This is a genomic window from Paenibacillus sp. BIC5C1 (genome assembly GCF_032399705.1).
GTDB classification, from domain to species: Bacteria; Bacillota; Bacilli; order Paenibacillales; family Paenibacillaceae; genus Paenibacillus; species Paenibacillus taichungensis_A.
Genome location: NZ_CP135922.1, coordinates 2239417 through 2263612, shown reverse-complemented (window position 1 = coordinate 2263612; position 24196 = coordinate 2239417). Strand labels below are relative to the sequence as shown.

The 24196-nt window shown below is 47.4% G+C and carries 11 protein-coding genes; all 11 read right to left on the bottom strand.

Features of this window, described 5'->3' with window-relative positions:
* Nucleotides 1–57 precede the first annotated feature (57 nt).
* Nucleotides 58–2178, bottom strand: coding sequence for an alpha-galactosidase (locus RS891_RS10380; RefSeq protein ID WP_315795220.1), 2121 nt, complete (start codon nucleotides 2176–2178; stop codon nucleotides 58–60).
* A 166-nt stretch (nucleotides 2179–2344) separates the two neighbouring features.
* Nucleotides 2345–6907, bottom strand: coding sequence for an S-layer homology domain-containing protein (locus RS891_RS10375; RefSeq protein ID WP_315795219.1), 4563 nt, complete (start codon nucleotides 6905–6907; stop codon nucleotides 2345–2347).
* Nucleotides 6908–7207: 300 nt separating this feature from the next.
* Nucleotides 7208–8740, bottom strand: a complete 1533-nt coding sequence (locus RS891_RS10370) for a response regulator (RefSeq protein WP_315795218.1) — start codon at nucleotides 8738–8740, stop codon at nucleotides 7208–7210.
* A gap of 100 nt (nucleotides 8741–8840) precedes the next feature.
* Nucleotides 8841–11171, bottom strand: a complete 2331-nt coding sequence (locus tag RS891_RS10365) for a glycoside hydrolase family 95 protein (RefSeq protein ID WP_315795217.1) — start codon at nucleotides 11169–11171, stop codon at nucleotides 8841–8843.
* Nucleotides 11172–11324: 153 nt separating this feature from the next.
* Complete coding sequence (locus RS891_RS10360) at nucleotides 11325–13382, bottom strand: alpha-galactosidase (RefSeq protein ID WP_315795216.1); 2058 nt, start codon at nucleotides 13380–13382, stop codon at nucleotides 11325–11327.
* 129 nt (nucleotides 13383–13511) lie between these two features.
* Nucleotides 13512–15887: a glycoside hydrolase family 95 protein gene (locus tag RS891_RS10355; protein ID WP_315795215.1), complete on the bottom strand. Its 2376-nt coding sequence runs from the start codon at nucleotides 15885–15887 to the stop codon at nucleotides 13512–13514.
* A gap of 29 nt (nucleotides 15888–15916) precedes the next feature.
* Nucleotides 15917–17680 (bottom strand): right-handed parallel beta-helix repeat-containing protein, encoded by a 1764-nt coding sequence (locus tag RS891_RS10350; protein ID WP_315795214.1) that lies wholly within the window; start codon nucleotides 17678–17680, stop codon nucleotides 15917–15919.
* A 113-nt stretch (nucleotides 17681–17793) separates the two neighbouring features.
* Entirely contained in the window at nucleotides 17794–19437 is a 1644-nt protein-coding gene (locus RS891_RS10345; protein ID WP_113052755.1) for an extracellular solute-binding protein, read from the bottom strand.
* 97 nt (nucleotides 19438–19534) lie between these two features.
* Nucleotides 19535–20434 (bottom strand): carbohydrate ABC transporter permease, encoded by a 900-nt coding sequence (locus RS891_RS10340; protein ID WP_315795213.1) that lies wholly within the window; start codon nucleotides 20432–20434, stop codon nucleotides 19535–19537.
* 15 nt (nucleotides 20435–20449) lie between these two features.
* Nucleotides 20450–21304 carry an ABC transporter permease gene (locus RS891_RS10335; RefSeq protein ID WP_024629272.1) on the bottom strand — a complete coding sequence of 285 codons (855 nt, stop codon included), beginning with the start codon at nucleotides 21302–21304 and terminating at the stop codon, nucleotides 20450–20452.
* A 355-nt stretch (nucleotides 21305–21659) separates the two neighbouring features.
* Entirely contained in the window at nucleotides 21660–23774 is a 2115-nt protein-coding gene (locus tag RS891_RS10330) for a helix-turn-helix domain-containing protein (RefSeq protein WP_315795212.1), read from the bottom strand.
* Between the last annotated feature and the right edge of the window lie 422 nt (nucleotides 23775–24196).

Sequence of the window (24196 nt, the reverse complement as noted above, 5' to 3'; positions counted from 1 at the left end):
TGCAGCCATTATTGGCTTGCAAAGCACTCCTTTTAAAGCATTTTCTACAGCATCCTTTTATACCTGCTCACGGATACGATACACTAGACTGTCGAAATCGCCGCGTAGAGGCAATTCCACCCCGATGTTCATCAGCGCACGGCCACTGACCGATAATCCCAGCTCTTCAATGAGATAGGTCTTGTCAGCCTGAAGACCCGCCAAACGGAGTCTTGGCAACGGTTCACCCAGCTTCTGCGAGTGAAGAAAGGCGAACAGCACATGTTCACTTGCGGCAGTATTACTGTACTGGACAGCCGTAACCCCCTTATCGCGAAGCGCAGTCAGGCGGAATTGTCTGCCGAATTGCACGAGGTGGCGAATGGCTTTGTACTGTCCTATGAATTCCCCGGACTGCTCAATCCATTCATCACTCCACTCGTTCAGATTGGAACCAATACCAAGCGTGCCCATCATTGCACTGTGGAAACGATACTTCAGAGAGACGTTTCGACCGTTCATTCCTGTAGGTGACTCGGTTACCCAACAAGTCATCATACGTGGTGCGTACGTATACGAGAAGCCTTCCTGAATGCTCAGACGGTCGAACGCATCCGTATTGTCACTCGGCCAGGACTGGTCGGCATAACGGAAGATGCCCAGATCAATCCGCGATCCACCTCCTGCGCAAGTCTCAAACTCCACATCCGGGAACTTGGCTCTCAGCTGTGCCCATATATCATAGAGACTCTGGACATGCCTTACCCATACTTCTTTCTGACGGTTAATGGGGTGCCCCTTCATGCCTGGCTCCGTGATGGTCCGGTTCATGTCCCATTTAATGAACTTAATCTCATGGTTGCCAAGCAGTTCGGTCATGAAATTAATAATGTATTGCTTAACCTCCGGCTTGGAAATATTCAGCAGCAGCTGATTGCGAAGCTCCGTACGTCCTCGGGTCTCAAAATGATATACCCAGTCTGGATGTTCTCTATAGAGATCACTATCCGGATTGACCGACTCCGGCTCTACCCATATGCCGAATTCCATCCCAAGTCCGTGAACCCGGTCAATCAGCTCAACTAGTCCGTTCGGGAACTTCTCCTTATTCACGTTCCAGTCGCCCAACCCCGCTCGATCGGAATGCCGCTGTCCAAACCAGCCGTCATCCACGACGAACAGCTCCACGCCCATCTTGGCTGCCCGCTCGGCAAGCGCCATTTGGTCCTGTGCATTAACATCGAAGTAGGTCGCTTCCCAGGAGTTATACAGCACTTTCCCGATTTCACTGCGAGGCAGTATGTAATTGTATTGATACTGATGCAAGCGGTGGCTCATTCCTCCAAAGCCTTCTGGGCTGAATCCGCCGACAAAGACAGGTGTCTCAAACGTTTCGCCCGCACCCAGCAACCATTCATTGTCAAAATCATTGATGCCACCTGTTACCCGCACATGCGTGAATGGTGTCTTCTCAGCGACAATCTTCCAGTTGCCGCTCCAGGCCAGAGCACCAAACCATACCCCACCGCCGCTTTCCGTCGAAAGACCATCATCAATCGCAAACCATGGGTTAGCATGACCGTCCGTGAAACCTCTCCGCGATTCAAGTACCTTTTTTCCCTCTGTCAAAATGGTATTACGCAGTTGGAACTCACCTGACCATTTCCCCGTAACATGCGTCAGACGGTAATCCTGGAGATATGGCAATGTCCAGGCTGCGGATTGCATGCTTTCCAGCACGATATCCGCCTGTCCCTTATTTACGATATTGGCATAACGCTCCACCAGGTCGAATTCCGGGATGACCCGATATACCAGCTGTGTTTCAAGTGCATACACCTGATCCTTCAACGTGATAATCAATGCCTGTCTGCCATCCTGTTCAATGATCTCGTGACGGTCATACTTTACCTGAAGATCGCGGACACCATCAGACATACGCAGCTTCAGAGATGGCTCTGTATAAGATGCGCCTCCCCAGAAGCTGTACTCCTCCACCTCTCCTTCCACTTCCGCGTCAAAAGAGCTATGGGATTGTAGATGGAGCAACGGAGCGCTATCCTCGATGTCCACGGGGTTACCCCAATACAGATGCTGGAGGTGTTCCCTCTCATTAATTCCGAAAATGTAGGACGAATTTTGTGTCTGTATTGCAAATATACGTAGTTGTTCATTATATTGAATCGTCAAGTTTATCATCCTTTCGAGTTCCTGTTACCCTCGTGCTGTGTGTTGTGAACATACATATTATTGTAGGAAGCAGGAGTTAAATTAGCCATATCGCATTCTTACAATCCATAGGGGAAATCATCTGTCATTCTAAGTTATGAAAATAAGGCTGCGATGCAATTCGCAGCCTTATAACTTACTTCAAAATCAGGTTATAGATGACCTGAGCCGCCTCTGCACGGGAAGCTATCCCTTTAGGCACAAACTGCCCCTGTCTTTGGCCTTGAACCAGTCCTAGTCGGGCTGCATCCTTCACCGAAACAGCTGCCCATGAAGAAACCTGAGCCATATCTGTAAACAAGATGTCTGTAGCACCCACAGGCACTTTCCCATCATTCAGTTCGTATGCTTTCATCAGCATCACCGTAATTTCTTCACGGGTAATCTGTGCGTCCGGCTGGAAACTGGCTGCGCTTCGGCCGTTGACAATACCGGCTTGGGTCGCAATCGAGATGGGTTCCGCGTACCACGCATCTGTCGCTACATCTGTAAATTGTACTTTCCCCGCTACGGTCAGTCTCAGGGAATGAACAAGCATAGAAGTGAATTCAGCGCGAGTGACAGCCCGGCCTGGCTCAAATTGATCTTCGTTTGTACCTTCGACATACCCCTTTGCTGCCAACTCCTTAATTACAGAATTGGCCCAATGACTGGCCGGAACATCGGCAAACGTCCGATTCAGTTCGAGAACGGCATACTTGCTGAAGTGGCTCACTTTAGTCGTTAATACGCCATTAACGTAATCCGATTTGAGAAATTCCAATTTCCCATTTTCGTTAATATAATATATTCCTCCCAGTGAAGGGTCGAAGCCTTCAGCCGCTGCCAGACTCAGCGTAACCGGATGATCGAACGCAGAAAGTGTTTCGGTTGTACCTGATTTGGTTGTTGCCGAAAGGCTGAATTCATAGATTTCTCCCTTAAGGGAAACCGTTGCCCGAGAAGATGATTCCACTGCAGCAACGACCTCCTTGGCCTTGCTGCCAAGCGGAACCATTTTCAAGGAAATCATACTATCTTCCCGTTGCCCAGCTGGTAGCTTGCTCAACAGCTGATGGAACAAACTCGCAGGTACTTGCAGGGTTAGCTTGCCTGATTTCACTTCCAGTGGATGGTTGCCGAGCTGGCGTAAAACAGCAGATGACAATTGTAGCTCCTGAGTACCAGCCTTGATGTCCACAACGGCTTTCCCTGTCCCACTGTCCACTTTCAGCATATCGGCTGTGATGACCAGTGTTACTGTATCGTTCTCCTGAGCCGTGCTGTTGCCGGTGTTCCCACTAGTAGTATTATTGTTATTGCCATTGTTGCCAGGATTGCTTGGGTTTCCTGGGTTTTCAGGATTGAGTGGTTTTTCGGTCAATTTAACCAACTTCGATTCAGCCGGTCCAAGCGAGATGGACCATGAACCCGTGGCTGTCGAAGATTCTCCTGTCCACAAATCTTGTAACATGTAGGATTTGGATTCATTCAATCCGGCACGACCCAAATTAATCGTTTTGTTTGCTGAACTATTGCCGCTGTAATTAAATACGGCAAGGTAATAATCATTGCCATCTTTTAGGACAAACGTATCTGCCGCATTTGCATTCGTATTTCCTTCAAGCGGCTTGAATACTTTGCCTTTCAGCGCCACCTGAAGAACATCCGTGTTATTGTACAATGCTGTCATGTATTCCTGTGCCTTGGGATCGTTCACATCATCGGAATCCATCATCACCGTACCGGCAATTACACCGGAATTTACCCGGCTGCGGGCTTCCTCCAAGCTTGAAGCACTGCTTAATGCCAAATGATCTGGATCTGTATATGAATAGATCGTTCCATTTTGCCAGAAACCATATGTCAATGAATTGAGCATATACTCCGTTTCATTGATTTTGCCATAAGTGTCACAAGAGATCCGTCTGCTATGCGCATATTGACTTGGAAAGATCGGTGCAATGGACGCACTAATAAACATTTTCCCATCCAATCGCTCTTCAACATAACGCATCCCTTCATTGTAAGCCTGTATCCCTGTCGTCACGGTTGTATCATAATGCTGGCCTTCCAGTGAGCCGTGGGTTAGGAAATCCAGTTTGATGAATGTGAATCCAAGTGATTTAAACTTATCCAAAAAATAATTCATACGCATTTGACTTCCCGGATGTGTCACATCCAGTGCATATGCTCCATCCAGTGTAGGCAGAGGCTCCCCCTCAGCATCCTTAAGCACAATATCACCATACGTATATTGCCCCTTGGTACCATCTACTTTTTGGCTCATATCGTTGCCCCAATACACAAATGGCCCCCAATAGATGCCTGCATGCTGACCATTGTCCTTAATTACAGATACGGCTTGAGCAAGCTCAGCATCACTTAGATTATCCCAGTATGAATCCATGTTAATGAATACATTGCCGTTATTGTTGAACTTCTTAAGATTGTTCTTGAAATAATTGGACACATCCACTACGTTCTGATACGAAAGCCCGCTATCATAAGCTCCCCAGCTATTCCAACCTACTGGAACGCCTTGTGGCAGCTCCGGATTCAACGCCAGCGGAGGTGTAATAATCGCATTGGCTTTTCCGTATTCTTCAAGTCCTGTGCGGTAGTCACTGAAACCACCTACCATAATCAGTGGTGAGGACAGTTCAGTACCAGTCAGGCTGCCATGTGGCTGAGTATCGCGAGTAACGTCACTCGCTGCACCACCATACACAACAAATTCATTCAGACGATTAGCTGAGCCTTTCCAGTCAATACCGGTCTTCCAGGTGTCATGGGTTACTGAACCAATCACGAGACCGTTACGTGTTGAATTATTGAATACCGTTGTCATTTCGTAACTGGTATCCGCGCGGTTCATCGTTTGAGATTTATAGCGTATCCAGGCGTCATTGTCAAAAGGTACTGTAAGCACACGGTTATCCGAGCTGACGCCGATATCCACACCACCCGTATTTTTCACAGTAATTGGTGACATGTAATTACTCTGGATCTCTGTATCACTGATGGCATCCAAACGGTTGAGGAAATACGACTTATCTTCATAAAACCGATAGACCTGCTTCAGGGTTGGTTTGCCAGTTGACGTATGAACGAAATTCAACTCAATGCCTTTGCCAAATTCATCCTGAATCTCCAGCGGTGCTCCACCGCTCGCATGACTCTCATAACCTTTGGTTTCCACAAGGCTCTCACCAAGTTTAATGCTGCTGAAAATGCCCCGCATCTTCTGCCCTTCTGCCCAGCTATAGCCGACGAATCCAGTTTGGGTATTATAAGACACTTCGTATTTTCCGTTCGATACCAGAAGGCCATGCGTGTAATCAGTCACCGTGATATCCCCGTATTGTTGCGAGTCACCCGGTGTTCCCAGATCGTCATCTCCTTCACCTGGATTTTCGGGTTCTGTCTCTATCGCAGGCTCTACGATAATCCGGTCCAGATCGGGAGAATAGCCATTGTTGTCTGAAAAGGTGATTGTATTCTCGCCTTCAGTTAATGGGAGTGTAAGATCATACGTACCTACCGTATCCCAATCCGGGGTTTTAGGCAGGTCATGGAACTGTTCTTCCCCACCATTCGCATGGACATAGAAACTCCGTGGATCACCTGAAAAATAATCTACCTTAACGCGGTAATCACCTGTCATGGGGGCTATAATTTTATTGAATGTCAAGGAGCTTCCGCCATTCAGATAGCCGACCTTTTTGCCGCCGGAAGCATTCGGACTCTCTGTTACTCGCGCTTCACCAGTCAGCGTATTGCCCGAATCTTCGGCTTCATAGCTAAGCGTATACGGGATTACTTCAATTCGGTCAAAATCGGGGGAGTACCAATCATGATCCGAGAACGTAATGGTATTAACTCCCTTATGGAGGGAGGCTTCCGCATCATACGTGCCTACCGTATTCCAGCTTGCCGTTTTGGGCAGATCAATCATCTCATCCGTGCCATTGTTCACCTGCATATAAACAGGACGCTGGTCACCGGAGATATAAGATATTCGAATCAAATATGTACCATCTGCCGGTACAGTAACATTCGTAAATTGCAGTGAACTGTTTTTGTTCAGATCCGTTACTTTTTTTCCGCCTGAACTGATACTGCTGTCCACCACCTTGGCATTGCCTTTCAAAATATTGTCGGCTGCTTCTGCCTCAATGATTGCACCATGCAGATTTTTCTTCCAGTCATCTCCGCCCCCTTCGCCTGGGTGGCCACTGTCCAAACCGCGGATCACAATCTTGTCGATGTCGGGAGAATACCAGTTGTTGTCATCAATCAGGATTGTGTTGGTACCAGCGTTCAACGGAAGAGTCACATCATATGTTCCCACCGTATCCCAGTCGACTGTCTTGGGTGGTTCTTCAAATTGCTTGTCCCCTCCATTCGCACTAATATTGAACGGCCGCGAATCACCTGAAATGTAGTAAACGGAAATCTTATAATTTCCTGTCTCACTTACAGTAACATTGTTAAATTGCAAGGAACTGCCTTGGTACATGCCTCCGACCTTTTTGCCTCCTGAAGCCGTCGGGCTATCAGAGATTTTCGCGTTGCCAAGCAAAATATTCCCCTCGGCCTCGGCTTCATAGGTATTCATATCATCAGCGTGAGCTGTTCGGACGAACTGGCCCCCGCCAACTACCAAGCAAAAAATGATAAAGAACACAAATCCTTTTTTCATCATCCGTCCCAACATAACATGCCTCCATTTTCTTATGATTGAGTTAGGTCTCCATATGCCTATCCTGCAGTGGTTCACAGCCATTATCTGTAATCGCTTTCATAAAGAGCTGTTAAATCCCATCTCTCCTCCTTCCTTTCCTATATGCCTAATTGTAAAAAGGAGGAGGGGGATGTTCCATACCACAATGTTACTATTCATACAGGAAAGCCTCTTTCATTTGCCATATCATGGGTTAGTAAGAGGGAACCTATCCAAATCATGTTTAAGGAAAACAGGAGGATCAACATCATCATTACCAAACAGCCTGTATCGTTAAATACTTTTCCTGTATTCGTTGGGTGTTACGCCCTGTGTCTTCAAGAACAGAGAAATAAAATAGGATGTACTTTCATAGCCCACGTTCTGCGCGATATCGTGAATCTTGAGAGAACCATCAGCCAGCAGTTCCCTGGCTTTATCCAGTCTGATGCGTGTCAGATAATCGTGAATTGTCATCCCTGTTTTGTCCTTAAAAATGGATCTCAAATAGTTCGGTGACAAATAGACCTGATCAGACAGGCTGTTGATGGTAATCGGCTGATTATAATTCTGATCGATGAGGGTACGGACCCTGTGAATCAACTTTGCATTTTTGTCCATAAACCGCTCACCCAGCATACTCACGGCATCTTCCGCAGTACCGAGAATCAGATCCTCGATCTCATGCAGAGTCAGTGCATTATAGATGGAATGATACAGCTCAGCCCGTTTCGGAACAGGTTTATGAAGCTGCTCCAACAGCTCATTAACGAGATCTATTGACCAGTCGCAGATGATTTTTTTCTTAACTCGCAGTGTTGCCAATCCCTCAATATACCCGTGCAGCTTCTGTGCGGCCCATTCAAAATCCAGTCGGTTAATAGCCTCAAACCATTCCTTTTGTTCAAAAGGGGGCATATGCTCCGTATAAAATTGGTTCGAAATCGTCTCCGCATGAATAATTGTGCCTGTACCTTCATAGAAACGTTCGTTCAAGATGGTTCGCGTCTGTTCGTACAGACAGTGAATATGGGCTAACTCGGTCTCTTGTCCGCCCACAGCTGCCGTTACCGTAAAATCCAGGGCACTACGAATAGCCTCAGCCAAGTCTTCCCACGCATAATGTCCCGGCTGCTGGGCCGCTTCCATAAATACACCTGTCTCTCCTTCCTTGTAATCCACAAAGATCGCTTTAAGGTTCTTCGCTTTGAAGAAATGATCGAGAAAAGACACCAGCCGAGCTGTACATTCCTCCAGACTTTGCTGTTCCTCTTCAGCCTCCTTGGGATCGATACTGAACAAAGCCATTGCATATCGGGTGGTCTCCGGTTGTCGGGTTAGACGGCTGAAACTAAAAGCGAGATCAAGAGCACGATCCTCATTTTTTTCGTAAGATAACTCCTTCAGGATATTGGCTTTGGCCGCCTCCATGGAACGGTTCTTCATTGCAACTTCTTCACAACGCTGTTTAACTTTACTGATAACGCTTTCAATTTCGTTTAAATCCAAAGGTTTTAACATATATCCTACGGCCCCTACGTTGATAGCCGATTTTACATATTGAAATTCATCGTGCCCGGTCAGAAACATCACTTGGATCGAATCGTAGCTCTCATGTATCTTTCTCGCCAGATCAATACCGTTCATTATCGGCATCTGAACATCAGTAAGAACGATATCAGGCTGGGTGGCCTCGATCTTCTCCAAGGCCTCCCTGCCGTTACTCGCCGTTCCCATGATGTAGATCCCCATCTCTTCCCAACGGATATAATCCCTCATCATCTCAAGTCCCAGCTCTTCATCGTCTACCAAAAAAATACTATACATCAACGTCCCCTCCCTTTGTCTCTTTCTGTCTCTATTATATGTTTTTCCCCCCGTGGGACCATGGTCCATATAAATGAAAGTTATTTTCAAGTATAGATCGTTATTTTACCAACTCCAGCTCGCTATTGAAATAGTAACTTTCGCCTGCTTCGGCATGAAGGATCGCTCTATGCTTGCCCCAACAAATGGTGAACGTTCCTGGCGAGAACGTGTGAATGTTAGTTGAAGTCAGCTTTCCATTCTCCCAGGCGATATCAACCTCGGCATTTCCTTTTGCTCTCAACCCGGTTATCGAGCCCGTGCTCCATGCCTGTGGCAGCGCTGGGAGAAGGTGAATTTCGCCCGCATAACTTTGCAGCAGCATCTCCGCTAAGACAGCTGTACCGCCGAAATTTCCATCAACGACGAAAATATTACTCTCTGCTCCAGCAATTCCGGATTTGGAATAGGTGAACAGATTATCGAAGCACAGACCGCCGATCAAATGTGAGAGGTGTTTATATGCCGTTTCTCCATCGTGCAATCTCGCAAAACCCAGTCCAAACAAAGCAGCTGTAAATTCAACATCCTCCAGCTCTTCCTGGACCATACGGTTCTCAAGCGTTACTCGTGCTGCCGCACTAAGTTCCGGTGTATGATCAGGTGTAATCTGATTGTCCGGATACAGCGCATACATATGAGACAAATGCCGATGCTCCGGCTGCACCTCCTCATAATCCTCCAGCCACTCCTGTAACTGGCCTTTCTTGCCAATCTGTAGAGGTGGAAGTTTGCTGATTGCTTCTTCCAGCTTGCGTCCGAGTTCCTCGTCTTTGTTCAAAAGTTCAACTGAATTAAGACAAAATTCGAAGAGCCTGCGCACCAGCATCTGGTCCATTGTCGTTCCCATGGACAGCTGCTGTGCCGCCTCACTCGAATTACCAGGATAGAAATGATTCTCCGGCGAATTGGAAGGACCCGTCACCAGCCAACCGTTCTGAGGATGCTCACACATGTAGTCCAGATAGAAGGCCGCCGATTCTTTAAGTACAGGATAGGCCACATTCTCAAGAAAAACACGATCCTGACTATACTCATAATGCTCAATCAGGTGTGTAGCCAGCCATAATCCGCCTGTAACGTTCAGCCCCCATGAGGTCTCCCATCCAGGCAACGTATAGCCCCATACATTGGAGAAGACATGAGCGACCCACCCATCGCATCCATATAGATTACGAGCCGTTTCCCTGCCCGCCTGTGCCAAATCCTCAACATACCGAATTAACGGAAGATGGCTCTCACCAAGATTCGTAATCTCTGTGGGGTAATAATTCATCTGGGTATTCATATCAAGGTGATAATCACAGCTCCAGCCCATTCGGCACGCTTCACCGTCATTCCAGATTCCCTGGAGATGGAGTGGCAGCGGTGAGTTCTCACGAGAGCCCGCAATGGTCAGATACCGTCCATATTGAAAAAATAATGCAAACAGCTGCGGATCTTCATTCCCCTCACCCTGTTCCAACAAACGAATGCGTTGGTCAGTAGCCAGACCGGATTTCCCCTTGAGCCCCAACTGAATATCTACCTTGTCATATTGCTCACCGTAATCACGGATATGATCCTCCCTCAGCAAGGCATAGCCCTTGTTTAAAGCCTTCATCAGCGTAGACTCGTTCTCTGTTTCCCAACCCCGATCTGTACGGCGATAATCTGTGCTCACACTAAAATAAATCCAGGCCTCATCCGCTCCGGTCACAGTCAATCGATCACCACTACTTGCGACGGTCCCCCCGGATATAACCAACTTGACCAAACCCTTGGCCCATACACCGCAAGTCCCATCACTATGTACATTTTCCGTTGCCTGCCCTTGGAATTCAAGTGTGTTGTCATCTAAGGCTATAACCTTGAAAGATTCCGTGCCTGCCTGCAAACCAAGTGTAAAGGATACGCCACCAGTAGCATCGCTCCAAACTCTGGAGGCCACTATATCATCGGCGTGAGAAGCAAAAACTTCACGAAGAATTGTGATTTCGTCATCCTTCCAGAACGCTCCGGCCAGCGCATGAGTCAGATCCAACTCACGTTGGAAGCTTCCAACTTCATCAGAACTCGAATTCTTTTTCCCAAAATCAATTACAACATCACATAATCCAAGATGGGTGCCGAAATTACGTTTCTTTGGCTGTAGTTGCTGCTTGGCAAGACGATCTCCTTCATCATAATCGCCGGAGAAGAAATGATCTCGCATCTCTTGCAGTGCAGCCTTGCCTCCTTCGGAAGGGTGCTCCGGATCAATTCGACCCGACCAGTAGGTGACCTCGCTCATACTCCATACTTCTTGATGCGAAGACGCCATGACAACTGCCCCTATTCTTCCATTGCCCAAAGGCAGGCCTTGAGACCAATCCGCTGCAGGGGTTGAATACCACAAAGTAAAATCGTTCATATCATATCCTCCAGTCCAATATTGTTTATCTTTAGAAATAGACTCATTCCCAAAATAGACAAACGCGCGATCTGTGAGATACAAAAGCGCGCGTTTGACTTTGTTTTTATATCCTAAAACCGATCAAAGCTCTGGACTTTCATTTCGCCCAGGTCAGTTTCCCTTCACGGTCAATCTGAAGATTTTGGATTCCGCCGGTTCCAGTGAGACCGTAAGCTCTCCAGACGTTTCCCCTTGTGAGCCTTCCCACAGGTCCTGCAAGCTGTATACGGCATTGGCGTTTAGCCCGGCCCGCTCCAGCGAGATGGATTTCACCGCAGCTTGTTCAGCATCAAAGTTGAAAACAGCGAGATAGAAACTTTTCTCTTCCGGCGATTCAAGGACAAACACATCAGAAGACAGCTTCCCAAAATCACCTTCTACTGGACGGTAGGTTTTGCCCATACGAGCAACGTTCAAAATCTCCTTGTTACCTAGCCACTCTTTTGCTCGTTCGGCAGCTTCCTCTTTACGGAAGTCATCCCCGAGTAGAAGCACCGTACCAGCAATGACTGAAGCAGTCAGGCGGCTACGTCCTTCATGCCAGCCGGTAGCTTCCTGGTTGAAGCTCTTGTATAACACCGAATGATCAGGATCATTGTAGCGATAGAGCGTATTGCTCATCCACCAACCGTGTGTCAGCGAGTTCAGCATATATTCCGTATCCGCAAGTGTACCGAAGACATCACAGGAAATACGGCGGCTGTGGGCAAACGCATATGGAAATAATGGAGCGATGGACAAGTTTATGAAAAATGGCCGTCCGATTACTTCTGGCGAGAGCTTATGCTGCAAATAAGACATGCCATAGTGATAAGCTGCTATCCCTGTTGTAATATCCGAATTGTGGTGCTGTCCTTCCAACGAGCCATGTGCCAAGAAATCCAGTTTGATATATTCGAAACCTTCGGAGATGAATTTATCCGTGAACCAGTCGATTCTTTTCAGGTTGCCAGGATGTGTCGGGTCTATCGCCAGGCCACCGTCTACATCTGGCAGAATTTCGCCCTCACTGTCACGCAGCAGAATATCTGCATAGGTGTATTTGCCGTTCGTTCCTTCAACCGCCTGACCGAACTGATCAGGCCCTCCCCAAAAGGCAAATGGGGTCCAGTATGTTCCGGCTCTATGTCCATTTTGCCGCACTCGTTCCAGCGCACTCTTCATCTCTTCCGGCGTAAAATTATCCCAGAAAGCATCAAAGTTGATGTATAACGTATCCTCATTCTCGAATCCAAGCGGCTGTACTTCATTTTTCAGAAAATCGCTGGTCGCTGTATACAGATCATAGTCCAGATCACTCATGGCTGCAGACCAGCTGTTCCATCCGATCGGAACACCGCCCTCCCAAGATAATTGAGCCTCAATCCAGGTATTCGCCTGACCGTAAGCTTCAAGGCCTTCACGGTAGTCTTCATAGAATCCGACGAATACCAATGGAGATTCCACTCTTTTTCCCTTCACATAACCATGAGGCTGGGAATCGCGAGTCAGTTCACTCACGGCACCGCCGTACAGATCAAGTCCCTCGATAAGTCCGCTTTTTTCGCTTTGTATACGAATCCCTGTTTTCCATACCTTATGCGTAAGGGAACCCATCACAATTCCCCGGCGGCTGTCGGGCGCGAACAAGGCTGCCGCCTCGTAACTCTCCACATCAAGCGGCGGCTTAACCACCGTATATCTGACCCATTTATCGTTATCAAACGGAACACGCAGAATGCTTGGTTCTTCCTGGCCCGATTCTCCGCCGAGTGATATGGTTTTGGATTGGATGACAGCCATGCGATTTGCCTTAATCTCTTCATCGCCGACTACAGCGGTCTGCACCAGTACAAACGGTGAGGATTCATACATATAGAAATGCTGCTCCAGTTGCGGCAGCAACGAGGCTGTATGCAGAACAACCAAGCGGATGCCTTTTCCAAATCCTTCTCGAACAATATCTTCCTGTGCCGTCAACTCATGGTTCTGATAATGATCCGTGCTGTATTCCCGGCCCTGCCAGCGAAAAGCACTACGAACGCCCTTCACATGGGAAGAATGCCTGCCGATACAGGACACTTCACCATTTTCAAGATTGATCTCCAGGCTCACGTGCCCATTTGTAACGCTTACAAGATTAACATTCTGTTGCTGCACTTGTACGGCTGTATCGCTAGTTAGCATCATATGCCTCCTTATTGTTGCATGCTATGCCCTGAGCGGAGCTGGTTATGTCTCTCCAGCCCAAGTCTGCCCTCATTATAAAGACCGAATAGAGCATTTTCCATGCAACGATCTTCCGATCCATAACGCGATTTAACTCAACTTAATCTTGTAAGTACGTCCCGCAGATGTAGGGAAAATTATGATATTTGAATCGGTGTCCTCCGTTTCAACCACGCTGCCTTCAAGCATTACCACAATTGGGCCTTCACCTCTAAGCACACAGTCCCGGCCCAGATGTGAAGTGATATACGCTTCTTCAAGTTGTCCGTTGTCCCACCGGATGCTGACCTCAAATCCACCTCGGGCACGCAGACCGGAAACGCTGCCCTGCTGCCAAGCATCCGGCAATGCAGGCAGCAGTTCCATATAAGGACGGTGAGATTGCAGCAGCATCTCAGCTATCCCGGCAGAGGCCGCGAAGTTGCCGTCGATCTGAAACGGAGGATGTGCGCCCAGAAGATTCGGATATACACCGCCATGGTTGTAGTGCTCCGACGCTCCATCTCTGACGAGGCGCAGCATATTGGAGAGCAGATGCAGGGAGCGATTTCCCTCCCTGAAACGACTCCAAAGGGCAACACGCCATCCCAGGCTCCAGCCCGTGCTTTCGTCTCCCCGTCGCTCAAGGGAGGTTCTGGCAGCGACAAACAACTCTGGTGTCTCTTCGTCCGAAAGCTGTCGACCCGGATACACGCCTACCAGATGCGAGGTATGCCGGTGGTAAATGTCCTCATCCTCATAGTCCTTCGACCACTCCTGCAATTGACCATATTTCCCGATTTGCAGCGGCAGAAGACGTTCGCGGATGCTCACCAGCTCATTTCTGAAATGCAGATCCGTTCCAAGTATTTCCGAGGCTTCAATACAGTTTGTGAGCAACTCCCAGATTAATGAGATATCCATGGTTGAACCCGGACTGACCGCTGCTACGCCTTCCGCTGTCCGGAATTTATGCTCCGGCGAAGTCGAAGGCGAAGTCACAAGGTGACCGCTACCATCGTCAATGAGCCAGTCCAGTGCGAACAGCGCAGCTTCCTTCATTACTGGATAAGCGGAATCACGCAAATATGTCTCGTCTCCGCTGAAGGCATAATGCTCCCATAAATGCTGGGTCAGCCAAATACCTCCCATCGGCCAGAAAGCCCAGCTTGGATCACCGTCACCATAATTGCCCACCGGTGCCGTCTGCCCCCAGATATCCGTGTTATGATGCGTGGTCCAGCCGCGGGTACCATAGTTGACCTGTGCGGTCTCAACGCCCTTCTTCGCCAAATGGCTGATCAAGTCCATCAAGGGCTCATGGCATTCAGCCAAATTGCATATTTCAGCCGGCCAATAGTTCATTTCAGTATTAATATTCAACGTGTAATTACTGCTCCAGGGAGGACGAGTTACTGCATTCCATATGCCTTGAAGATTTGCAGCCTGCGTTCCCGGACGGGAGCTTGCGATCAGCAAGTAGCGCCCATAATGGAAGAGAAGTTCCACAAGCCCCGGATCCTCCGCCCCATAGGTGGTAATCCGCTGTTCCGTGGACATCTGCTCTGGAGCAGGTGAATTCCCAAGCTGAAGCTTCACCCGATCAAATAGCAAACGATAATCCGCAATATGTGAGTCAAGCAGGCTGTCATATGGCTTGGCTACTGCCTCATTCAGAAATGAACTTGCAGTGAAGGAAGCATCTTTTCCCTCAACTCCTGGAATGGCATCCATACCATTAAAACTTGTAGCCGCACTGAAATAAAAGGTTGCCGTTGTCGCACCCAATACATGAATTCCACTGCCATCCACCGTTACCTGTCCGTCCACTGTCCTCACCGCTAACTGGCCTTCAAACACCATGCCCTTGTTATTTCCGGGGTCCCCGTATCGGATCGGATCGTCGCTTGCAAAGTAGCTGGGATCGACATGCTCCGGGGCTGTTCCTTCCAGAACAAAGCGGCCTTCCCTAACACTAGTCGCATGCCGAAGCGGGCTATCCAGTGACGCATGTACATTCAGCGCACCTTCCACACTTGCAGCCAGCCGCAGTACAAGTACCTGATCAGGATGCGAAGCAAACATTTCACGGGTATAGATCACATGGCCAATCTGATATTCAAGGCTGTGCACTGCATTTTCTATATCCAGCGTCCGCTTGTAGGAATGGTGGATGTCCCCGTGCTCAAAACGCAGGAGTAAATCCCCGAAAGGAAGATAGGACTGGGTGTACGGACCCAACATCTCTTTGGTCAGCGTGTCTGCTTCCGTATAACGTTCCTCCTGTAACAGCTTGCGAACCTTTGGTAGAGCGTCCTTTGCGCCAGGATTACTGCCATCCTTCGGATAACCGGACCACAATGTGTCCTCATTCAAGCTGATTTTCTCCTGCTCCACCCCACCAAAGATCATGCCGCCAAGACGGCCATTACCTATGGGAAGCCCTTCGGTCCATACATGTGCAGGTTTGTCATATTGAAGTTTCATGTGCACTCTCCCTTATGATTACTTAATTACTAGTCAGTTCCTTCTGGAACATTAGTGAAGGTATTATCTACAATGTCAACCTCGCTGCAGGCAGTCACATAGACTGCTTCTTCAACGCAGGGTAACTTTCCTGTCTCGCTGGGGGAACATATTTTATTCGACTTGAAAACCAACCCACGAGTGGACTTGGCACTTAAAATCGGGACATCACCACAAGTTTCGAAACGGTTATTCAGGATGACGATTTGTCGGTGTACAGGAGCGCTCTCATCAACCACCACATTCTCTGGGGATATGAATATCACGGGATGCTCACTGCCGCCACATTCAATAAAGTGGTTATCGAAGATCATCACATCCTCTACCCTTCCGGACTCGTACCAGGACTCAGCATCCACCGCAATTAAAATAGCATTCATGGACATGCGTTCAAACGTATTCTCGGTAATCAGCACTTTCCGACGAGTCGTTACGAGTATTCCTCGTGTTGGCACTCGGGCAAAATGATTATTTGTAATTTCCACTTCTGGTGTCCAGGTTACATTCTCAATGACATCATGGCTGCCAATACCGTCCGGTACCGGATGAGCAAGAGTCAGCAAGAGCTCACGAGTACTTAAACGTTCTACCGCAACCACATTGTTGGAGGCGTAGGTCGTCAACGAACCGGAACGGACAAATTCGATCTCATCACCAGGATAAAATGCCGGAAGCCCATACGTCTGGGGATGCATGAATCGAACCTTCACACGATCCACCGCCGGCTGATCTACAATTCGTAAATAGGTACCGTGGACATTGACAGGATCATCATGCGAGCCGGAAAAATAGCTGTCCCTTACGGCAACCTTGCCTCTGCAGCTGGAAATGTGCAAGAAATCCGCAAAACCGGCAACCGTGCGTTCCGTTTCAGTGCGGGGAGCCAGGTTCATTCGTGAGAAGGTCAGATTTGTGCTGAACTGGCCGACGACACCTAGTCCGTGCAGGAAATGCATACTCACGTCTCTCCACGTTATATCTGAACATTCGGTCATAAAAACTCCAACTTGATCACGAATGCCGTCGCGATTTTGTAGTACATGACCCGGGACCACAGCAGGTTGAAAATCAAAATGCAAACGGATGGTCATAGGCTCAAGCTCTTCCACAGATTGGGCCAATTCCAGCCAATTGTCGATTCGCCAGGTTGTATTCCGTAATGGATCATAGGTTTGCATGGGACCTTCCGCAAAACTCCAGCCTTCACCGAGCCAGGTTAGCTTGTTGTCCCGAATCTGATAACGGGAATCGGGGTGAACCCGGGCATCGAAATAATGCTTTCCGCTTGAGATAATCGTCATCTCGGTCACCGTAGGCTGGTGATAGTCTGTACGCAGGTTGCGAATCTCTACATTTATGCAATTGTCCAGCAAAAACAGGGTCTGTTTGCCGTGGAAAATAAACAGGGAGCCGTTGCCCTCCAGTGTTACATCTGTCATTCCTTTAAACAGAATGGCAATGGTCTTGGTTACGTCTGGGTTTTCTTCTTCACTCGTCGTATTGGAGATATAATAGGGAGCCCGAATCGCCTCCTCCGGGTAGAAATGATACCGGCCTCTCGCACAGTCCAGCACGACCGGACCAGGAATTTCGGCCGCCGCCTGAATGGCACGAACCATGGCTGGCTGGGTGTCCAACTCAGAGTCAGGCACAGCGCCATAATCCGTCAGTCTTATCGTCGTGGAATTCGTGATATGTTCTTGTTCAGTCACAGGAATGTTGATCCCACCCTTCTTGGTATGTAACACATCCATTGCTTATCTTCTATCATCACATATACTCCATCATCATACTTCTCTTCTGCCTATATACAAGGAAAATCAGGTGCCGGTACATCATAGGCACCTGATTCCGATATCCCTGTTAATTACTTGCTTGTGTCATATGCTTTTTGCAAAATTTCCAGATAACGATCAAGCTTCAGGTTCTGTAAACCTTTCACATAAGCATCCCAGTCCTTATTCAAGTCCTTGTTGCCTGTGATGAATTGCAATTCATTTTGCTCAATGTAGTTTCTGATGTTGGTTTGCAGCAAGCTGGCTTCATCAATTTCGTTTGGATCAATCCAGACGGACCAGATTGGGAACAGCTCTTTAGGTTCATGCCCTTCGTACAACAGCGATGCATCATATAATCTGCGCTCATAACCATTGGATGCATAAATATCTGTGCCCTGTACGAAGGTATCACGATATTCTTTTGGCATATAGAAGTGAGCCATGCCGCTCCAGCCCGCATTACGTGGTGCCTCACCTTCAGCCATAGGAATTTGTTTCACTACAGGTTTAACGTCTTTACCCAGTGCCACATCACCTTCCACCGGGTCAGTCCAGTCAATCCCTTTCATACCGCTCGCACCGTTCGTTTGGCCTTCTGGTGTGAACATGTAGTCAACCATTTTGATCAGGGCAATCTGTGCTTCTTCACTTGCCTTGTTTGTGATTACAAACTTCGCTCCTGGAGATACACCGCCCGCATCATGCGTTGCATAGGACACACCCTGTGGTCCGGAAATCGGCGGCAGCGGGTTATAGTGCGCCGAACGAGTATTGCCTTCGTCAATGTTTACGAAGATTGCGGGATGCATGGCTGCACCAGCACCCAAAATTTCAGCATCAGCATTTTCACCGATTTTCTTGAACGCTTCTGCGTTTTGTGTGAATGCGCCAGGGTCAATCAGACCTGCATCAAAGAGGGACTTGATGTAAGTCAATCCTTCTTTCCATTCAGGTGTAATTGCCGCAGATTGAACTTTCCCATTTTCCATTTGCAGGTAGTTCCGGTCATCGTCATAGACAAATGCATTCATCAGGAACGGAATAATTCGTACGCCGAACTCCTCTATGGAACCACTCAGCGGTACCTCGTCTGCTTTGCCGTTTCCGTTCGGGTCCTGCGTTTTAAATGCTTGCAGCACGTTTTTGAATTCTTCGGTAGTCTTTGGCATTTCCAGATTCAGCTTTTTCAGCCACTCTGTATTAATCCACATCTTGCTCGGATAGGAACAGTGGAAACATTCCGTATACGCAACAAGTCCATAGATATTACCATCAGGCGCTGTATTAAGCGTTTTCAAATTAGGGTTCTTCTCCATGGCCGCTTTGATGTTGGGAGCGTATTGATCAATGAGATCGTTCAAAGGAACGAGCACACCCTGCTTGCCATACTTCAGCAGATCTGCCTGAGAGAATTGGTCTATATAGTGGGTCAGCAGATAGGCATCGGGATAGTCGCCGCTTGCAAGAGAGATTTGGCGCTTTTCCTTGGCCCCATCTGATGGATTGATCTCCCAATTGAATTTGATATTGAATTTGTCTTCCACAAATGCAGTGAATTTATTGGTCGGAATATCAATGCTAGAATCCTGAACCGCGAACACGCTGATATTCACCTTGCCGCCCTCTTCCGAGCTCCCTGGTTGTGCAGTAGATGAGCTGCCATTGGAACACCCGCTCATGACAACTGTAAATGCCACTACCAGCATCAATAACGTTACCATACTTTTCTTCAAATCTGATCACTCCCTTTTTGTAGTTTACCAGTTGAGACGATGGTACCTTGCGTATGAACTGTCTATATCTTCTTTCTCCATACACCGAATCTAAGGATCAACCTTTAACAGAACCGACCAGCATCCCCTGTACAAAATGACGCTGTACAAATGGATAGATGACAAGTACAGGCAAAGTGGCGACCACAATTAACGAATATTTTAACAGTTCGGTAAGCTGCTGTCTTTCCACCATTTTCGCCACATCCATGGCACCAGAACCGTTGTTTTGAATGATGATGCTTCGCAAGATGAGTTGCAGCGGGAACAGGTCTGCCGATTTGAGATAGATCAGGGCATCAAAGTACGCATTCCACTGTCCCACAGCATACATGAGAACCAGGACGGCGATAATCGGCTTCGATAATGGGAGTACAACACTCCAGATGAACCGCATATCACTACAGCCGTCAATTTCACTTGCTTCCAGAAGCTCCCCGGGAATAGAAGATTGAAAGAACGAGCGAGCAATGATAACCTGCCATACCCAGATTGCATTCGGGATCAGTAACGCCCAGCGGGTATCAATCAGATGAAGCTGCTTCACCACTATATAAGTCGGAATCAGCCCTCCGCTGAAAATCATGGTGAAGGTGATGATCATCATCAGGGTGTTTCTGCCGAAAAAGGTTTTGCGTGACAACGGATAGGCGATCATGATGGTTAATGCTACACTAATCAGCGTCCCGGCGGCAGTATAGAAAATGGAGTTACCGTAGCCGATGAGAATCTCAGGTGTATTAAACAATGCCTTGTAACCGTTGAAGGAAATATCTACGGGCCATAGCCATACCCGGCCGGAAGTTACTGCTGCCGGGCTGCTAATTGAGCTGCTGACGATAAATATCAGTGGGTAAATGACCACCAGCGCCACGAGACTGAGCAAAATGTAGATTGTAATCAGAAACGTTTTGTCCACGGCGGACTCTTTAATCTTGGTTTGAACATTTGCAGCCATAGGTGAACTCCTTTCCTACCAAATGCTATTCTTAGTAACTCTCTTCGCCAAACCATTCACCGTAACCAGTAAAACCAGATTGATTAGTGAGTTGAACAGCCCTACGGCAGTTGCAAAGCTATAGTTGGCATTCAACAGGCCGACTCGGTAGACATAAGTTGCAATGATTTCAGAATTAGCCAGATTAAGCGGATTTTGTAGCAGGTAGACTTTCTCAAAACCTATTGCCATGACATTTCCGACATTCAGGATCAAAATAATGACAATGGTTGGCACCAGCCCTGGCAGATCCACGTGACGGATTTTTTGAAAACGTGAGGCCCCATCGACTTTAGCCGCTTCGTACAATGTGGGATCGATTCCGGCAAGTGCTGCCAAATAAATAACCGCACTGTAGCCCGCAGTCTGCCAAATGTCGGACCAGACGTAGATTGAGCGGAACATGCCTGGCTCACCCAGAAAATTCACGGAATCCAACCCAAAGAAGTTCATGGCGATGTTCACAAATCCAAGCCGTGGTGCCAGGAACAGCATAATCATGGACACCATCACGACTGTTGAGATGAAATAGGGTGCAAAGGATACGAGTTGGACGAATTTCTTGAATTTGGCTCCGCGCACCTCGTTAATCATGAGTGCGAGCACAATCGGAATTGGAAATCCGGCCAACACTAAATAACCGCTAAGTAAAATGGTGTTCTTCACCAGGGTCCAGAATAATGGGTTCTCAAAGAACAGACGAAAGTTTTGAAAACCAACCCAATCACTTCCCCATATTCCCTTGATGACGTTATAGTCCTTAAAGGCAAGAACCGCATTGATCATCGGATAATACTTGAAGATGAGAAAAAATAGCAAGGGCGGAATCACCAGTAGATGTAACTGCCAGTGCTTCATCATTCTTTTGCGGGCATTGGTCAGAAAACCAGGTGCCTTCGGCTGTGTTGATGTCTTGTGATTTAATACGATTTCCTTCTCCAGAACAATCCCCCCTTACCAGCTGTCTGTTATGCGTAAATTATGATAGCGCTTTCTTATATCTGATCATATTCGATTTTAATGTCCCATAAACAGGTACACCTGCGCCTTTAAACGTACAGTTATCCTGTTTTTGGGGGCACAAATCCGCAGTACGACAGACATTTTTCCATTATGGGGGCGGATTCACAAAAAAAGACCGCATTGTCCGGAACACGGACAACACAGCCTAAAGGTCTTCCTTACATTAATCGTCAACCGATTGTCTATACACACTAGGTGAAACTCCATTCAATCGTTTGAAGGCCCTCCTGAAGGAGTGAGAACTATTATAACCTACCCGTGACGCAATCTCGTCCACCGTATAATTGCTCTCTTTTAACAAAATCACAGCCTGGTCCATTCGGACTTTGATCAGGTGATCGGAGAAATTAACACCCGTAAACTCTTTGAATAATTGAGAAATATATTTCTCGGGCCGCTCAACATGCTCTGCCACCCTATACAGAGTCAGCTCTGTATCTGAATACATTTTCGCTGTATATTCCTTAATCTGTTTGATGATTTGAATATGAGCATCCTTCTTCTTGTTTGCAATAACGGAGCACAGCTCTTCCATGATTTCATAAAACTCAGCTTTTATCGTTTCAAGCGGCTCCGAGGAACCAATATCAATGACCCGCCGTTTCACATTCTCGATGGAGGCATATTCCGTAAACGCCTTTTGATCCAGCAACTTGAGAAAAGTACCCTTCATTTCTCCAACAAGTTGATGCTTCATTTCCATGGACAACTCCCGCTGCTCCATGTTCTGCACAATGATCGCATCGACAATCCGTTTGGCCTCTTCAAGTTCTCCTGCACGAATCGTGCCAATCAGTCGCTGCTCCGAATCCAGCGGGTAATAATACGTTGTATTTTCAGTTTGGGCTTCGTTGTTCCACATCATGCCTTTTTTGTTCATATAGACTGCATACTCCAGTGCCTGATTGGCCTGATCAAAGGAAAGACTGACCTCTGTCAACGATGTAAAGAGATTTCCGAATCCTGACTGGATGGTGATCCTGTATTCATTGAAGACATACTGTGCCACATTCTCCATGATATGCGTGATATCTTCCTTTTCACGATCCCTTTCGGAGTCAGTTTCCTTGGAAAAGAACAGGATGACCACTTTATCCGAGCCCATGTCCGTCATCAGGACATCTACGCCCAGTTCAGCCAAGGCCTGCTTCAACAGAAGTCGGGAGGCATTCAGTTCATTCAGGATCTCAACGCTGTCCATACTGGCATAACCCTTAATCTGGACAATTCCCGCATATCCCGTGCCTTGATACAAATTAATATCTGCCTGTTCGGCCGCGGAAAGAATCTCATCCCGCGATTTGAATTCGCCGGAGATCAGCCGCTTCAGGAAGGCATCCCTGACCAGTGGGAGCTGGCGATTTAATTCGGATTCAAGCAGCTTGTTCTTGGTCAGCATATCAGCGATATTTCCACTCAAAAAGTCAAATTCATTTTTGGGAGCCGGCTCATCCTTCCCAAACTGCTCTTTCATTACACTTAACAGTCGATTGATTGGAACGCTGTTGCGATAAGCCAGCACAAGTCCAACAATCAGTCCGATGAGCAGTGTGCTGCCTGTGATCAGCATCGTCATCCCCTTGATCCTGTTTGCATTCTCCATCAGGACATGACGGGGAATGCCCGCTTGGTATACCCATCCGTTCTTATCAGATCTTGTAGTGATCACAAGATCATCTCCATAGAACTGGCTGACTCTGCTTGGATCAAAATGAGAGTCTGAGGCCATTTTCACCATCTCGGGCTCGGAGCTCCCTTGCAGCGCAATGGTATTTCCCTCCGCATCGCTGATATGAACCCAGCCACCGTATCGGTCATTCAGGCTGGACAACAGACTAAGGATCATTTTCTCGTCAATGATCACAACGGCGACAGCTGGTGAAGAATCTTTGAAGCTGTCCAGAGGTAATGACTGCATATATGTGATTACCGAAGTCTGCTTCCCCCTACTGACATAGGAACTGAGCGGTTTAATCTCACTCCGGTGAGTCTTCCCCAACACATCCTTCATCCATTCCTCCAACGAAAGATCGTTATAACGAAAATCAGTGTAATAGTGATTCGGTCTGTAAGAAGAGCCCGGGGTCAAAATTAGATTGTAATTCGCAAGATAAATATAATAGTTTTGCAGAAAATCATTGGTCTGTCCAAAGGTCAACACATTCTCCATCGTTCTCCATATCCCATATACGTTGGTTTCGTTGTCCCTTTCATTCATAAGAACGTTCAATTCCTGATTGACCGCAAGCTGTCGGGTGAAACCCTCCACTTCCGCCATGCGGCCCTCCAATATTTCCTGGCTTTTCTGAAGTTGGATAACACTATTCTCAATGGAAATGGACTGTGTTACGGAGATGGACGTCAGATAAGACATATAACCGCCAATGCTGGGTATCACCAAAATGATCACGTAGGAAATTAAAAATTTACGAAAAACATTGGAATATTTAATGGGTAACCCTCCTCCCCCTCCTTGAGGTATTGGTAGCGTTATCAAAGATAATAATATTTTCCGGGTTAGTCAATTGTTTTATCTCATTCTTCCATCGTATTTCATTCGGGAATGAATAAAAGGCAACGATAAAAAGACGATTATCATTGCTTTTTTTAACATTTCCGAAGCTCTTTGGTTTGAGATGATCTGCGACTCCAATAGTGTATTTTTTATAGTAAGCCTCCTTTTCCATAACTCCTTAACAT